Source organism: Clostridium sp. Cult2, assembly GCF_021655075.1.
GTDB lineage: Bacteria > Bacillota > Clostridia > Tissierellales > Tepidimicrobiaceae > Schnuerera.
This window is the reverse complement of sequence record NZ_PPXX01000030.1, coordinates 14208-30766: the sequence shown is the minus strand read 5'-3', so window position 1 is coordinate 30766 and position 16559 is coordinate 14208. Positions and strand designations below refer to the sequence as shown.

Below are 16559 nucleotides of genomic sequence, written 5' to 3'. Positions count from 1 at the left end.
TGTTTGTAATATCTATATAGTTCATAAAAATAAAAACCAGTGATTTTTAGATTACACACCACCGGTTTTATATTTTTGATATATATTATAACTTTCTATATTCTTCTGCAATTTTATCTATTAACACTTGGTTCGTTAAGCAGGTTACCTCTCGTATAACCTCTTCTATTGGCCACTGCTTAAGTAGTCTCGATAGTTTTTGGCTTTCCTCATCATTCGGATCTTTGTAAACCAGTATTTTCCCTACTGTTTGTATTAGAGCTTCATTTGAAATATTTCTCTCTTCCGTTTCACGAATTGGCTGAATAAAACGCTCTTTATATCCTAATTTTCTTATTGGTGCCCTTGCAACACGTGAAATATTGTCAGAAATGCAAGGATTCATAAAACGTGATAAAACCTTTTTAATATATTCTTCATGCTCTTCACGATTGAAATTCCATTTTTCAACTAACAACATGCCTGTTTCATTTAACACTTTGATAACCTGTCCATTTACTTTATCATCCACTAATGCTTCGGCAATTGTTTCATGTCCCTCATATTTCCCAATATAAGCTGTAGCTGCATGACCAGTATTTGCAGTAAATAATTTTCTTTCAATAAATGGTTCTAGATTAGAAACATAACGAACTCCTTTAAGCTGACTATGCTTATTTTTCAATCCCGTTTCATCTATTATCCATTCTCTATAGGGATCAACGGAAACAAATAACTTATCCTCATGCACCTGCAAAGGTACAATGCGATCTACTACACAATTTGGAAAACCAATATATTCTTCCGCATATAGAAGTTCTTCTTCTGAAAGATATTTTACAACTTTGCTCTTTAGGGCTGTACCTCCATCTATCATATTTTCACACACAATAATATCGATTGGTTCCAATTTGCTAATCTTCCTTCGCTTTTGAATTCCTTTTGCAATCAAAGGTGCAATATATGGTAAACCACTAGGCCCTATAGCTGTCGTTACAAGATCTGCTTTAGCAAAAGCTTCTACCACTCTATCGGGATTTCTTTTGTTATTAATTCCATAAACATTGTCAACCTTAATCTTCCTTTTGTCTTTTACTGCAAGTTCAATTATATATTCATTGAATTCATTCAACGCATCAATAACTTCCTCATTTATATCTACAAACGCAATTTCAAAATGATTATCGTGCAGCACCTCACCAATAAACCCTCTGCCAATATTTCCGCCACCGAAATGAATTGCCAACATGCTGTTCAACTCCCTTTAGTCCAGATAAATCTATCAATAATTTTGTCATTTCCAAAATACATATTATTTTGTATTTAAATAGCACAATTTACTATAAATTTGATTTTTTTAATTCCTCTATTAATTCTTCTAGGTTAGGATCTTCTATATAGTTCTCTATAGTAATAATTTTTTTATTATCATGAAATAGTTTTGTCCTATCTAATAAACTCTTATGGACAACGATTATATCTGAATCCTTTGGAACATCTTCTATCCTATAATGCTTTACCTCAATGCCTTCAATGTTTTCCTTTGCTAATTTCTTCCTAAAGGTTGTCGCACCTAATGCACTACTTCCTGCACCTGCATCGCAAGCAAATGAAACCTTTCTAATTTTACCATGAGCAATATCTGCTTTGTCTAAAATTTGTTTTCCGTCTAGTTTCATATTTTTTGACATCTCAACTGAACTAGCAAAACTCTCCTCATCCCCAACCGTCTTTTTATCCAATTTTAGTATTATGCTTGTAACTATAAAAGAAACTATAGTGGCAACAAGTACTCCTAATATAATACCTAAAAAGTTTCCTTTAGGTGTCAATGCTAAATATGCAAATATAGAACCGGGACTAGGTCCTGCTACAAGGCCAACTTTAAAAAATTGAAAAGTTAAAATACCTGACATACCTCCAGCTATCATAGCTAAAATTGTAGAGGGTTTCATTAAAACATATGGAAAATACAACTCATGAATTCCACCAAAGAAGTGAATAATTATTGCGCCAGGAGCAGTTCGTTTAGCAGTCTTTTCACCAAAAATACTATATGCTAATAATAACCCTAATCCTGGTCCAGGGTTTGATGCCACAGTAAAATAGATTGACTTTCCCATATTAAGTGTCTCTTGCATGCCTAAAGGATAATAAATTCCTTGATCAATTACATTGTTCAAAAATAATACTTTTGCAGGTTCATTAATAATAGATAACAAAGGTAAAAGTCCAGTGGCTACTAAGGATTCTATGGCAGATGTAACAAAATTATTAGCCAGCTCAATAAGCGGACCAATTATAAGATATGATATAAGCATTAATAAAAAACCTAAAATACCAATAGAAAAGTTATTTACAACCATTTCAAAACCAGCTGGTATTTTGTCTTCTATTAGATTATCAAATTTCTTAATTAACCATCCTCCTAAAGGTCCGATAATCATTGCTCCCAAAAACATTGGAACCTCTGAGCCAATTATTAATCCTATTGTTCCAACAGCTCCCATTACTGCCCCACGTTTGCCATAAATCATTTCTCCTCCTGTGTTAGCTAAAAGTAGGGGCAATAGAAACTTTATTGCTGGGTCAACTATTTTCGCAAGATTTTCATTTGGTATCCACCCAGTGGGTATAAACAATGCGGTTAGTAATCCCCATGCAATAAATGCGCCTATATTAGGCAATACCATATTGGTTAAGAATCCACCAAAAGCTTGTACTCTAGCACGTGTTGATCGTCTACCAGAATTTTTTTCTGACACCTCATTAATCATATACATCCCATCCTTTTTTTATTTCCTTATCTCAAGTATTTTAAAAAATATAAATACAAGTCAAAAGAAATAGTATTTTTGTTTCAATATATTACTGAACGACTTAAAAATATTTTGTTGAAATATCAACAAAACTCTTAAATCGCTAGAGTCCTTAAATAATTACATTATTCCACCATCTTAATTAAACTAATTACTTCCTCTTTAGTATCTGCATCTTTAAATCTCTCCCTAATTTCCTCATCAATTAATATAGAGGATAAGTTAGATAATAATTCCAAGTGCTCTGAATTATCTTTTGCAGCTAAAGTTAATAAAATATTTACTTTCTTATCATCTGGAAAAACAGTATGATTTTTTAACTTCAAAAACGAAATGCCAGTTTTTATTACTCCTCCCTCGTTTCTCGCATGGGGCATCGCAATACCAGGAACTATTACTATATAGGATCCATTTTTGTTAATATTTGTAATTATATCTTTAATATACTTAGGGGTTATATATCCTTTTTCAAGCAAAGGTCTAGCTCCCAGCTCTATTGACTCTTCCCATGAAAAAATGCCATCCATAAAATTTATATTATCTTGCAAATATTTACTTAACATTTTTTCTCCTTTCTACCTTAACCTATTTTTTATCATTTTTATTATTACTTTATAATCTATTTTTAATAATTAGCTAATCTGGTTTATTCTAAATTTGCATGATACTCCCAAAGGCTTGCCATATCAATGTTCTGTTGTTTAATCATCATTAGTGCCAGAGTATCACCAAGTAACAATAGACTTTGTTCAAATAAACTTGTCATAGGCTGTATTGATTGGATTTCATTTGGTAGCTGAAGTTTTGTACTTACGGGAATTCTAACAAAATGATCTGAATATGCTTTCATTGAACTGTTAGAATTTGCCCCAATATGAACAACAGTTGCATTAAACTTCTTAGCTTTTTCTGCGATAATTAATGGGAAAGCGGTTTCTCCGCTACCAGACCCCACTATCAATAAATCCTTCTCTGTAATTGCTGGTTCGGTAATTTGTCCTACTACATAAGATTTAATACCAAGATGAGCCAATCGTTTAGCTATTGCCTCAAGAGACAATAACACTCTCCCTACACCTACAAAAAAAACCTTCTCCGCCTTATTTATTTCTGCTAACAATTTATTCACATCATTAGCATCGACCTTGTCTAAAGTTCTTTGAAGTTCACAAATAATTTCTTTTTCCACTTCATAATAATCAACCATTTAAATGAGCCCCCTTATACTAAACCTTCCAAAATGCTTTTTTCCATGTTTTCTTTGTTTTCTGCTATAGTTTTATTGGGAATAAATAAACTCGTACTCCCTGCAACTAGTATATTAGCTCCAGCCTTTACCAAACTAGGTATAGTATCTAAAGATACACGGCCATCAACTTCAATATTTACATCTAATTTCCTTTCCTCTATTAATTGATGTAAATCTTCTACTTTTTTCGCTGCATAGGGTACCTGCTTCTCTCCTTTATTATTAGCAAATCCTGGATTAATTAGCATTAGCAAAACAGTTTCGCATTGAGGCAAAGAATAATCTAGAACGGACAAAGGAGTAGCCGGGTTTAATGCCAACCCCGCCTTAACGCCATTCTTTTTAATTAAATTTAAGTAACGATCAATATGAGTGCTACTTTCAAAATGAAATGATATTTGCTGGACACCGATTTTGATCATTTCCTGAATAAAAAATTCATTATTATTAGACATAATATGGACATCGAAATTCATATCCGTAATCTCCCGTAATCGTTTAATTGTATCGAGCCCCAATGGCATGCTTGGACTAAAATATCCATCAATTACATCTATATGCAAAGTATCTATTCCTTCTTTTTCGATTTCCCTAACACTTTTCTCTAAATTACATAAATCTGCACACATTATAGAAGGTGCAATTACTATTTTTTTTTCATCCATTATTATGTCTCCTTTAACTATAGTATTGAAAATAATGTAATTTTAGCAAAAACATAGCTCATATATCTTTAGTTATTGCTAGTTTCGCAACTATATTCATATTATACCAATCTAATCGCAACATGTCAACTTGTTTTTACTTGGTATTTTTAAGTTATCTGTAATTAAAACCTTGACTTTTATGATAATTAAATTATAATAGAATAAAATATTATAGACGTTTGAAAGGAGAATACTTCATTGAATAAAATGATTGCTGCAGAAAGAAGAAAAAAGATAGCGGAAATACTAATGACCAACGGAAGTATAAAAACAGCAGAAATATCAAAACAATTTGGGGTTTCTACAGAAACTATAAGAAAAGATTTGATTTACCTAAATAAGATTGGTGTTGCAGAAAAAAAACATGGAGGTGCTATTACTCCATTAGAATATGTTACTAGGGCAGTAGAACAACGTTCTACTGAAAATACTGATATTAAAAGTTCGATTGCAAGGAAAGCATTAGAATTTGTACCTGAACATGGTGTTATGTTTATTGATGGTGGGAGCACCCCCCTTTATCTTGCAAAATTATTAAATTTAAAATCTGGATATACAATATTTACAAATTCTTTGGGCGTTGCCAATATACTAGCAAATAGTAATAATACTATTCACATTACAGGAGGCGAACTCAATAGTGTTACTAAAGTACTAAAGGGATTTGGTGCTATTAATTTTTTAAATAAAATAAAAATTTCTGTATCCTTTTTAGGTTCTAGTGGATTTAAACAACATAATGGCCCTGCTGTTGTTGAGTTTGATGATGCTGAAATAAAAAAAATTGTTATTGAAAATACGAGTACAAATATCGTTCTTGCCGACAGTACAAAAACCAAATCAAGCGCACTTGTGCAATATGCCAATTGGCAAGAGATTGACTACTTAATAACTGATGAGAACTTTCCTGATTCTTTCTCAACAAAACTAAATAAATTATCAGAATTAACAACAATAATTAAAGTTCCTATTTCAAAATATTAATTTAAATAAAATTAGCCCTATAATCTTCCTACAAATACTAAGAAAAATCTCAATGAGAAATCCCTTTAAACCGGATCCCAAGAAATCCGGTTTAAACCTTTTATTCAGGATATTATTTCCTATTTTAAAACTGCTCATCTATTGCAAGTCTGACACCTTTTCCCCTCTTTTTTTTAATGTATATTTAAGCACTTTGCCTATGGGTATCCAGCGACTGTCTAAAATTCTAACTAATAATACAAAAATAAATGTTATAGCTAAACCCATTCCACATATTAATATTAGAGAAGACAGTCTGCTATATCCTATGTGGTTAGGAAAACTCCCTATTAGATGTCTTTTTATTTCCTCCAATATTAATGGATGAGAAAAATATATTCCAAAGGAATGGGTGCTAAAATTTTCCATAATAATCCCTACCACTATGAATCCAAATATTATAGTATACTTGTCCAATATAAACGACGGTTGTAGATACATATGCTACGAATATCTTTTTTATATTTCTTTCCACAAAGTTTACTAGCCTTTCATAATGCATGCCCATTAGTCAACCTGTCATGAAATAAAAGGACCAGGCAAACAAAGTTTTCCAATTATATTGGTTGAAAGTCTTGATTATTCCCGTTGCATTAGGATTTTTAAAATAATGACCATATAGAAGGATTATGCCCTGGAATATGAAGAAAAAGGCAAATACCCTAAAGGACTTCTCTTCCACTGGTTTTGTTAAGTATTTTATTAATAATGCTAATACTATATAAAATTGAAAAATCTAGAATATGAAATATCAATGGGCAAAACTTTCCCCTAATAATATATCTCTGCCAAGGGTTAATAGACTTTGCTTGTTTATAGATAGTGAGTATGCATAGGAATCATATAAAAAATAGATAATTGACCAAAGGTTATAGGGTATTAGTATCAATTTTACCTTTTCCTTATAAAATTACTAATATCGAATTCGTCTAAGAATCTATAATTATAAAATAACACTAATCCCGACACCATCATAAAAATAGGACTACCAAATCTAAAGAATTGATTTAAAAATATACCTAAATACATGGCTTTTGTGCCATATTCCGAACTAACTGCAAACCCACCTATAGCGTGAATAATCAATATTCCTATGGCAATGTAGTATAATTCTTTTATCTCTTTACGTCTTGCCATTTGAATTCTCCTTCTATCCTTGAATCTTTTTATAAGGAATTTTTTATATAAAAACATTCCCGATAAAAACCCAAATATATGAGCCCACCAGGCTATTCCACTTGCAATTCCATAAATACCTGAACAAAGTTGATTTATGAACCATATGAATAGAAAGATTGGAGCTGGCACCTTCATGAAAAATGGAATAAATGGAACTAATGTTATTATCCTAGAATGGGAAAACATTATGAAATAAGCCTCCATTACCCCTGCAATGGCTCCAAATGCTACCACCGTTGGTATATCTGACAATAGATTATATACAAAACGGGCAAAACTCGCTATTAAATCAGTCAGTATATAGAAAATAATAAACAAGAAATTTGCAACTATATTGAAGATATAAATTATGGTATTTCTAAACCATAGATAAATCATTTAAACAATTCGATTCATGGCTTAATCACCGTGCATAGCAATAAATCAATTTCTTCAATATCTGGAGCTGTTTTAACTACTAAGGATAGTAGCCGTATTTACAGGTTTTTAAGCACATCTGTGTGGGATGGTAAATTTTAAAATAGAAATCCCAGATGATACAGTTAATCCTAAACCCAGTGCTAAGAAAATAGAAAGTTTGGACTATCATTTTTCTCATACTGAAGGTAAGAATATATGGTCTCATTGTATGGTTACCTCAAACTTTACTGTAGGGGATATATCAACTCCAATTGATTATTATCCCTACTATAGGAAAGAGAAATACCAAAATATAGATAGGCCTTTTAAAAGTAAAATGCAAATAGCTGAAGAACTTATAAATAATTTTAAAGCACCGTCAAAACGTGAAAAAATCTATGTCCTAACAGACTCTTGATATAGTAATAAGGATGTTATTTATGCTAACCTCAGGCAGGGTTATCATTTTATAGGTGCATTAAAATCCAATAGACTTATATCTCCTAAAGGAACAAAACTACAGCTTTCTCAATTTACAGAGTATATAGACCCTAGTGCTTTAGATGTCGTGACCGTCAAAGGCAAAAAATATAGAGTATACACTTATGAAGAACCAATTACAAAATAGAGAATGCCTTAGTAGTAACTTATTATGAAGTTGATGGAAATGGTTTAAAAAACCTGTTTTTCTAATGTCAACAAATATTGAACTAGATGCTAAAACAATAATTAAGTATTATTCAAAGCGATGGGCTGTTAAAACTAGTTATAAATATCTGAAAGCAAACTTAGGATTTGATAAATATAAAGTACATAGCTTATTATCCATTGAAAGATACTTTCTTATTGTATTTTTAGCAATAAACTTCCTAGAGATATTCAGAATATTACAAAGTAAATTTATGATAAGGACTATAGGAGAATCTATTGATTATCAAAGATATATATCAACCATAGAATTTGTACTATATATCTATCATAAAGCCAAAAACAATGTATCGATTATAGATGTTTATAACCAGCTTAAAATAGCCTAGTTTTAAAAAACTAAAAGTTGACATAGAGACATTCTATATAAATTTACCGGATAAATATTCATATTAAGGAGTATTAGCCCAACATTGGTAATATAGCTTTTAAAATTGCAGAACTAAAGTTATGTTATCAAATATTTATGTCTTCTATTTATTCCTTATTACTTTTTTCTTCCAATGTAATTATTTTCCCCCTATTATTTTCCACTAATTTTTCTATCAATTTACCTTGTTTTCCATAAATAAACTAACTCCTTTCATAAGTCATATTTGTTGTGTGATATAATGTAAGGTAGGGTATAAAATGTAAATAAAGAAAAAGGTTGTAAATATGCCATAGAATGTTATAAAGTGGGGGATAAAATGGATAACAAAAAAGCTTTGGATATTCTAGAAAATATAAAGAAGGTTATCATAGGGAAAGATGAGGTTATTGAAAAGGTTTTAATAGCTATACTTGCTAAAGGTCATCTTTTAATAGAAGACATTCCTGGAGTAGGAAAAACCACTTTAGCAAAAGCCTTCTTAGAAGGTAGAAACTATGTTATTCCTGATGATGCAAAGGAAATGATAATGCCCGTCCTTGGTCATCGATTAATCCTTTCACCAGAAGCTAGAATCGAACGAAAGAATATGGAGGAAATTCTAAAAGGAGTATTTAAACGTGTATTTATACCGGTGATATCAAATGCCTAATATGAAGATTATACTTCCAATATTTTTAATCATACTTGCCTTTCTACTTTTTGTTGGTGGAACTATGCCCTATTTTATATTCTATATATTTATACTTACTTTTTTACTTCCTCTATTCCATAGCCTAATTATTCTTAATAGGCTTAAAGGTTCTGTCCAAATTCCAAGAGAATCTCTATATGCTGGAGATAAAATCACCATAAAGTATGAGGTAAATAATAATAGCAGATTTAATATCCCCTATTTAGAAATTCAAAGCAATATTTCGAAAAATTTAACGGGAATAGATTCATCAACGGTTATGACTATGTTAAAAGCTAAGAAATCATTCACCCATGGTGAAACAATAACTTTAAAAAGACGAGGTTATTATGAGATTGGGGAAATAGAAATTACCCTTCGGGATGTATTTGGATTTTATGCATTAAAAAAGAAAATTACATCTGAAATATCCCTTTTAGTCTATCCAGAGATAATCAATCTCTCTACTTTTAGAATAACTGCAGTTGAACAAAAGGAGATTCTGTGAAATCAATTCATTGGAAACTGTCAGCAAAATCAGATAATCTTATAGTAAAAGACTACGAAAATCGAGGGGATACTCATGTTACAGTATTTATTGACAATTACCATAAACTATTTGAAAAAGATGTAGAACGTCGTCTAGAGGATAAGGCAGCAGATATTGGTCTTAGCATAGTAAATTACTATATTAATCAAAATATCCCAGTAAATTTTCAAACCCAAGAGGATGAAAATATTATTAATATACAGGGACAACAAAAATTTCATATTAAACCTTTCTTATCCACTTTTGCTAAATTTAAAGGGAATGGGGCTATGGATTTTAATTCTTTTCTCAAAACAAGAATAGATGCCCTTGGAAAGGATGCAACAGTTATCATTATTACTCCAAACCTAGACAAATCCATGGGTACTCTTGGAATTTTATTGAAGACTCAGGAACTTCAAATTTTAATGTAGATGATAGAGGATTGTGGGGTAGTATTAATAGACCAAGAATGGAAATGGATGAAGACATTACAGGTGGTATTGGAGATTCATATGGTGATTAAATCCCCCAAAACATACTTCCTAATTTGCCAGAGAATGCACCTATTATCCTTATAGGTATTTTCCTTTTAATTGGTGCCATGAGACTTTTAATTAGATTTTTCCAATACAAATATATGGAAAAGTATAAAGAAACATTGGATAGACGTTTAAAAAAATATCTAGGTTTAAGAACCTATTATTATGGTAAATATTTCAAGTAGGGACCAACTATTAAGCTGGTCCCTTAAGTTAACTTCTGATATTCAATTATCATAATAAAAAGGTATATTTGTCATTTTTAATACTTCTGTATATTTATTGTATTTATCTTTAGTATATATGCCTACATCAAAATTAACAATATCTTCAGGAGCCACTTTCAATGTGGTCCATCTTGCCCAACTTGTAATTGGCGTGGCAGTAGTAAATTCAGGTTCTATTACTTCACCGGTCTTTGTTTTAGCATATAATCTATAATGATCTCCTGGTAAGTTTTTGACTCCATATAAACTATATTGATGAGGATTTGGATGATTTGTCTTTTGATAGATAACTTTTTCTATATAGGGTTGGTTATCTTCTTCTCTAATTATAGTTATTTCTTTCGTTGTTTTATTGCCTGCTCCATCCACTAGAGTATAAGGAAATACATTTTCACCAATATCAAGACTTACACTCCATGTCATAGTTTCGTCAACAGGATAGCTATAGTTTCTATCATATAAATATATATGGCTATCAAATTCATATAGTCTTAAATATCCAAACATATCCTTCATATTTATTTCCAATTCAGCTGTATCAGAAGTCACCTCTCTATCCTTCACGGTTATATTTAATTCAGGTGCTGTTGTATCCACCCAAAACCTTCTTGCAAAACCCCCTCTTTGACCTGATTGAGAAATTGCTTCTACATAAATAGCATGGGCTTTATCTTCTAATTCTAAAGTTATATTGAATTTATAAGCAGAACCTCTATATACAATATTTCCTGCTAAATTTTTTACTTCAGCATATTCTAGATATTCTAAATCTGCTTCATTATTATCTACTAGTATTTTGTCTAGATATTTAACATTTGTAACATAACCTTCAAAATGTATATTTGAATAATTAAATATACCCATTGGCTCAGGAACATTCATATATATTGTTGGGAAAAAGTATTTATCCTGAGCTTCTTCTTCTAGATGTTCTATCTTCTCTAGGGCAGCTATTAATTTATCTAAGTTGGTTACTGCTTTTTTCTCCAAATCCGTCAAATTTTCATATGCCAACCTAGCTTCTTCAACAGATTCCTTATCACTTAACTTTAAATCTTCCATATCAGGTAAAGCATCTATCATAGCTATTACTTTATCTACGTTAGTAGAATCTTCTAAATAGACTAAAGTTTTAGCTAAATCCTTTACTTCATCCTTACCCACAAAAACCTTAATATAGACCTCCGAGTTGATGAAAATAGATTTTGAAAAAGAACCATCTTTCATTGGAACAACATTAAAACCATTAACTTCTAATTTCACTATAGTTGTTCCCTTACACTCCTTTGGTATTTCTAGCTTCCCATGGACTTCAAACTTCTTATTCTTAAATTCACCAAAGCTTGGTTCTTCAACCCATTTCAGTCCACTCAAATCCATATCTTCCATACTAACTTTTCCTTTTCCATTATTATCAGCAAATACTCCCATACTACTAAATATCATTAGTATCACTAATATAATGGAAAAGGACCTTCTATTACTCAACACAGCTAATCCCCCCATTTCTTCTTATTGTATTGTATAATAATTATAATGGATTAGCCTATTAAAACCTATAGTTCATGGGTTATATTTTTCACATTTTAGAATAATAAGGTAATAGTCCTATTAACGTTAAGTTTACTTATAGGACAAATCACCTAAGAAAATAGTTATCAATAAAAAAGAAACCAGCCCTTAAAGACTGATTCCTATACTAATCACAATAAGTTAATAACTCCTGTTATACAAATTTTAGATCTTGTTTTCCATTATAGGATAATAAATGTCGTACATCCTATAAGCGCCAATAAAAAAGCATATACTAACTCTTTGTATCCTGATATTTTTTTTAAAAAACTATGCAGGCAATTTTAATGAGATGTATAAGTTTTTTTAAGGTACATTTTGTCTTTCTTGATAATAGATATAGCTAATAAATTTTTTGACAGTTATGTTTTTATGATGGATAATTATTTCTCCAATTGTTTTAAGGGATAACTCCTTATTAGAAACTCTAAAGACTTCTAGAAAAGCATATGCCAAAAACATACTAAAAAGTATCTTTCAATAGATATTTGGCTTCCTATACGATATCCATCAAAAGCTAGGTTCTCTTTAAAATACCGATAGCTAGTTTCAATATTCCATCTGACAAGATAATAATCTATAATTGTCTTATTATCAAGCGTGATATCTGTACTGAGAATGTATACAGGTTTTTCAAATCCAGCTTTTCTAACTTCAAATGATATTAAAAGCACCTTATTATCGGTTTAGGCAACCTTACATGATAACGATATACTTTGTATTCTTTGCCCCTGACGGTAACGGAGTCTAGGGTATTTGGATTAAGATTAGTGGCAAATTCATAGATTTTAATTTTATTAACATCAGGGTAGAAATTTCGATTAAATCTTACTCCACCAATCAAATAGTAATTTCTTGATAAAGCCTCATCTATTAATGAATTACTAGTATACCAGCTATCCATGAGGATATATATTTTTTCAAGTTTAGATGGTTTATCAAAATTCTGTATAAATTTTTTGGCAATATCTGTTTTGCTTTGAAAAGATATCCTAAGTTCTTCACATTTTTTCTCCCTGTAATAGGGTTTAAATTGCAATGATATTGAATAAGGCCCTGACACAAAATGTGAGGTTATTACACAATGAGACCAGCAGGCTCTACCTAGAGAATGTGAATAATGAAAAACTAAGGCTTCCATTGATTTAGTCCTAATATTCTTTTGATTAACTGTATCATCAATTACAAGAAAACCAATATCATTGGATTCTAGCTAATTATTCAAAAGTTGTTTTATATAGGCTAAACGATTGTAATTAAGCAATTCATCATCCAGGGAGAATTACTTAGAAATCGGGAGATACAGCTTTTATCTTTGATCTTAACAATATTCTCTGCAATCTTTGAAATAGATACCTTATCACCAATATTGATTATGCCATATTTAATTTTTTAGTAATATAACCAATTACACTTTTATTTTTGCACAACAGGAGTTAATAAGTTTATCATGAGAAATATTGTCGAAACATCTCTTTTATGCATCCTAGGTCTGAATTCAAAAGAGTTTTTGCTTCCCCAAACAGAATATAGTGACTCCATAATAATTCGGTATATCTATTGCTTGATTCTTTCATAGATTTTTGGAATACCCAAAGGTCTTAGTTTACCATTTCTTTTAAGCATAAACACTCTTTACACTGGGAGCTTTTAACTCTATTGTAGTTGAGCTTTAAGGCTTGTATTCTTTATTTATCTGTAATTAAAATTTTATTGTCTACTCCGAGAGAGTGGATTTTCCTTTATTTGTTCTTGTTATAACTTCAATTGCAATAATTCTAACTGAACATGAATGCAACATAAGTCTAATTAGATTCTTTACTTTCCTTACGTTTCTTCTATCAGCCATCCTTACTAATTTACGTTGGAAAATCCTAACATTAGCTTACACTCTGCTAAATGGAATGGCGTAAAGATATTCTCTTATCACTGCTATACCCAACACCTCTTTGTTATTGACTTTTAAGATTCGATAGCTACAGATGCTTTCATCTGTGTCCCCAGCCATAGTTGCCCTTAGGCTCTCTTATATTCTTAGCAGTATAAATTGAGTAATTTAAGTTCCTTCTCTACTCCGACCGAATTATGAATCACCTTCTAGATAATCTGTGAATACCTAGAACTTCGGTAATATATGCCTATGTGCACTCAAGAACATACTAATTATAACGAAGCTTCAAACAAAGGTTCACTTTCGTTTAACCATATTACATACGCAAGTGTCTATATAAGATAGGTGCTACCCCTACAGATTCACCATTTCTCATTACTCCCTTCACTTTCATTTCTAAAAATGTAGTTACGATAAAGCTTCAAGTGGATGATTACACTTGGTAGATGTTTCAATCCACCTCATATAGCCTACGTTTAGGAGCACCACAAAGTTTATTACAGTCTCAAATTTCAAAATTAAACTAAGCTACATATTAACGAATGTATCCAATTTTTTTTGATATTTCTTCGGCAATCTCTTTTATTGAATGTACTAATTTTTCCTTATTCTGTCTCATCCTTATTGAAGGTCCTGAAAAACTTATTGCCATAGTTGTATTGCCATCAAAATCCCTTATAGGAGCAGCATAACATACAAGCCCAACTTCACATTCTTCTAAATCCTCAGCATATCCTTTCTCTCTTATTTTCTCCAATTCCTTAATAAGTTCATTAGGATTGGTAATAGTTGTATCTGTCTTTTTTTCTAAAGTAAATGAGAATATCTTTTCTTTCAATTCATCATCAAGCATGTTTGCTAACAATGTTTTTCCCATAGCAGTACAATATCCAGGTAACTTCCCTCCTATTCTTGATGTCATTTGAATTGCAAAATTGCTTTTAGCTTTATCTATAACGATAATATTATAATCTGCATCTAAAACAGATAAATGAACAGTTTCATTATGTTCATCTCTAAGCTTTCCTAAAAAGGGTCTAATGATATCTAAATTATTCTGTCTATCTAATACTTTTGCCCCAAAATGAGCAAACTTAATTCCTAGTTTATACTTAGCACCTGATGTTTTATGAACAAACTGTTTCTTCTCTAATGTATATAGCATTCTAAAAACACTAGCCTTCCCTAAATTCAATTCTTTACTTATTTCAGAAAGGGTCAATTCTTTATGCTCACTTAATAAATCCAATACTTCTAATGTATTATAAACTGAACTCAATAGATATTTATCTTTTGTCATAATTTTATCCTCCTCACCTAATAACTTATCCCTGTGTTTTATATATATTATAACATTTATAAATTTAATTTCATCTTAACCTTAGTACAAAAATAATGTTTTCATCTTATCCAATTATCTAAACTTTAGTTTTAAAGTTTTTGGTGAGGTAAAAAATGCTGAATAAATATTATTCAGTGGATTCAAAGTCTCTTATAGTTTCTTCTCCTCGAAGTCCTTCTAATGCTCCTCTTGCCAGTGCTTCCATTTCATTCTCTCCTGGATATACTACAATAGGACCAATAAATGAACATCTTTCTTTTATTTTGTCCACAATATAATTAGAATTTGCAATTCCACCTGTTAAAAGTATAGCATCAACTTTACCCTTTAATACAGTTGCCATAGCACCTATCTGTTTAGAAATTTGATAAATCATAGAATTTAAGCATAAAGCTGCTTTTTCATCTGTTTTAGCTATCTGTTCTACAATTCTGACATCGTTTATGCCTAAATATGCCACAAGCCCTCCTTCTCCTTGAATCATCCTTTTTACCTCTTCATAAGTATACTCTCCAGAAAAACAAATATCTACTAGTTTACCCACAGGCAATGCACCCGTTCTGTTTGTTGAAAAAGCACCATCTCCAGCAAGTGCATTATCACCATCAATCATTCTTCCATTCTTATGTGGTGCTACGGATATTCCTCCTCCAAGATGAGCTACAATAAGATTAAGGTCTTCATATTTAACTCCCTTTTCTCTAGCATATCTTTTAGCAGTAGCTTTATGATTTAATACATGGAAACTACTCTTTCTTGACATAAGCGGATGCCCAGATAATCGAGCCTCAGGCTCAAATTCATCTGTTACAGGTGAATCCACTATTAATGGAATTGCTTCAATTTCCAAACAAATTTCATAAGCTATTTTACTACCTAAGTCGCTTGGATGAAATCCATATAACCCACTAGCCTGTTGTCTGAGCATTTCTTCGTTCACACGATAAATTCCACCTTCTATAGGTTCAGTATGACCACCACGGCTCACTATGGCATCTAATTCCTTTTTATCAATATTATTTTCTTCAATAAATTTCTCAATAAATTTCTTTCGATATTCAATCTGATCAAATATATCAGAAAAAGATCTAGTTTCTTCTGATGGATGTTCTATAGTTTTTCTTTTCATACATATATTATCTTCATAGTATGCAATTTTTGTAGATGTTGAACCTAGGTTAATTACTAGTATTTTATACATTAATATTCTCCTTGTATAATGTATTTAGGTTATTAGATAGGAAAACCTATAAACCTTTCCTTATTTATCTCTCAAATTTAGAAATAATTGTATTATTTGATTGACAGGATTATCAAGCTCTCCTTGAGTCTTTGAACTCGTAATAGAAA

Annotated in this window: 18 protein-coding genes; 6 read left to right on the top strand and 12 right to left on the bottom strand. The window is 31.0% G+C overall.

Going from position 1 to position 16559, the window contains the following annotated elements:
- Positions 1 to 85: 85 nt before the first annotated feature.
- The 5 genes from C3E90_RS03460 to C3E90_RS03440 all read right to left on the bottom strand — a co-directional run bounded on the left by C3E90_RS03460 (position 86) and on the right by C3E90_RS03440 (position 4712).
- Positions 86 to 1228: a mannitol-1-phosphate 5-dehydrogenase gene (locus tag C3E90_RS03460; RefSeq protein WP_236914210.1), complete on the bottom strand. Its 1143-nt coding sequence runs from the start codon at positions 1226 to 1228 to the stop codon at positions 86 to 88.
- A gap of 91 nt (positions 1229 to 1319) precedes the next feature.
- On the bottom strand, positions 1320 to 2756 hold the full coding sequence (locus C3E90_RS03455; protein ID WP_236914209.1) for a PTS mannitol transporter subunit IICB: 1437 nt from the start codon (positions 2754 to 2756) through the stop codon (positions 1320 to 1322).
- A 167-nt stretch (positions 2757 to 2923) separates the two neighbouring features.
- Positions 2924 to 3361 carry a PTS sugar transporter subunit IIA gene (locus C3E90_RS03450; RefSeq protein ID WP_236914208.1) on the bottom strand — a complete coding sequence of 146 codons (438 nt, stop codon included), beginning with the start codon at positions 3359 to 3361 and terminating at the stop codon, positions 2924 to 2926.
- Positions 3362 to 3444: 83 nt separating this feature from the next.
- On the bottom strand, positions 3445 to 4005 hold the full coding sequence (gene hxlB, locus C3E90_RS03445) for a 6-phospho-3-hexuloisomerase (RefSeq protein WP_236914207.1): 561 nt from the start codon (positions 4003 to 4005) through the stop codon (positions 3445 to 3447).
- A gap of 14 nt (positions 4006 to 4019) precedes the next feature.
- On the bottom strand, positions 4020 to 4712 hold the full coding sequence (locus C3E90_RS03440; protein ID WP_236914206.1) for a ribulose-phosphate 3-epimerase: 693 nt from the start codon (positions 4710 to 4712) through the stop codon (positions 4020 to 4022).
- A gap of 249 nt (positions 4713 to 4961) precedes the next feature.
- On the opposite strand from C3E90_RS03440, the gene C3E90_RS03435 reads away from it, so the two are divergent.
- Positions 4962 to 5738, top strand: coding sequence for a DeoR/GlpR family DNA-binding transcription regulator (locus C3E90_RS03435; RefSeq protein WP_236914226.1), 777 nt, complete (start codon positions 4962 to 4964; stop codon positions 5736 to 5738).
- A 138-nt stretch (positions 5739 to 5876) separates the two neighbouring features.
- Here the strand turns inward: C3E90_RS03435 and C3E90_RS03430 are convergent, their stop codons facing one another.
- Both C3E90_RS03430 and C3E90_RS03425 read right to left on the bottom strand, forming a co-directional pair.
- The gene (locus C3E90_RS03430; RefSeq protein ID WP_236914205.1) at positions 5877 to 6146 is read right to left on the bottom strand and encodes a hypothetical protein; all 270 of its coding nucleotides are present in this window, start codon (positions 6144 to 6146) and stop codon (positions 5877 to 5879) included.
- A gap of 522 nt (positions 6147 to 6668) precedes the next feature.
- Entirely contained in the window at positions 6669 to 7334 is a 666-nt protein-coding gene (locus C3E90_RS03425; RefSeq protein WP_236914204.1) for a rhomboid family intramembrane serine protease, read from the bottom strand.
- Positions 7335 to 7461: 127 nt separating this feature from the next.
- Here C3E90_RS03425 and C3E90_RS03420 point away from each other — a divergent pair, with 127 nt between their 5' ends.
- From C3E90_RS03420 to C3E90_RS03395, 5 genes are all read left to right on the top strand, one after another.
- Positions 7462 to 7773 (top strand): hypothetical protein, encoded by a 312-nt coding sequence (locus tag C3E90_RS03420; protein ID WP_236914202.1) that lies wholly within the window; start codon positions 7462 to 7464, stop codon positions 7771 to 7773.
- A 274-nt stretch (positions 7774 to 8047) separates the two neighbouring features.
- Positions 8048 to 8392, top strand: coding sequence for a transposase (locus C3E90_RS03415; protein WP_236914201.1), 345 nt, complete (start codon positions 8048 to 8050; stop codon positions 8390 to 8392).
- A gap of 360 nt (positions 8393 to 8752) precedes the next feature.
- A complete protein-coding gene (locus C3E90_RS13225; RefSeq protein ID WP_272879052.1) occupies positions 8753 to 9085 on the top strand; it encodes an AAA family ATPase in 333 nt (110 codons plus the stop codon).
- A complete protein-coding gene (locus tag C3E90_RS03400) occupies positions 9078 to 9614 on the top strand; it encodes a hypothetical protein (RefSeq protein ID WP_236914199.1) in 537 nt (178 codons plus the stop codon). The genes C3E90_RS13225 and C3E90_RS03400 overlap by 8 nt, the downstream gene beginning before the upstream one ends.
- The gene (locus C3E90_RS03395) at positions 9611 to 10069 is read left to right on the top strand and encodes a DUF58 domain-containing protein (RefSeq protein WP_236914197.1); all 459 of its coding nucleotides are present in this window, start codon (positions 9611 to 9613) and stop codon (positions 10067 to 10069) included. Before C3E90_RS03400 ends, C3E90_RS03395 begins: the two co-directional genes overlap by 4 nt.
- Before the next feature lie 335 nt (positions 10070 to 10404).
- On the opposite strand, the gene C3E90_RS03390 is transcribed toward C3E90_RS03395, so the two are convergent.
- From C3E90_RS03390 to buk, 5 genes are all read right to left on the bottom strand, one after another.
- Positions 10405 to 11895 carry a hypothetical protein gene (locus tag C3E90_RS03390; RefSeq protein WP_236914196.1) on the bottom strand — a complete coding sequence of 497 codons (1491 nt, stop codon included), beginning with the start codon at positions 11893 to 11895 and terminating at the stop codon, positions 10405 to 10407.
- 745 nt (positions 11896 to 12640) lie between these two features.
- On the bottom strand, positions 12641 to 13159 hold the full coding sequence (locus tag C3E90_RS03385) for a transposase (RefSeq protein WP_336513003.1): 519 nt from the start codon (positions 13157 to 13159) through the stop codon (positions 12641 to 12643).
- 534 nt (positions 13160 to 13693) lie between these two features.
- Positions 13694 to 13849 (bottom strand): reverse transcriptase N-terminal domain-containing protein, encoded by a 156-nt coding sequence (locus C3E90_RS13565; RefSeq protein ID WP_442870554.1) that lies wholly within the window; start codon positions 13847 to 13849, stop codon positions 13694 to 13696.
- 553 nt (positions 13850 to 14402) lie between these two features.
- The gene (locus tag C3E90_RS03380) at positions 14403 to 15167 is read right to left on the bottom strand and encodes an IclR family transcriptional regulator (RefSeq protein ID WP_236914193.1); all 765 of its coding nucleotides are present in this window, start codon (positions 15165 to 15167) and stop codon (positions 14403 to 14405) included.
- Between the two features lie 169 nt (positions 15168 to 15336).
- Entirely contained in the window at positions 15337 to 16410 is a 1074-nt protein-coding gene (gene buk, locus C3E90_RS03375; RefSeq protein ID WP_236914191.1) for a butyrate kinase, read from the bottom strand.
- Positions 16411 to 16559: the final 149 nt, after the last annotated feature.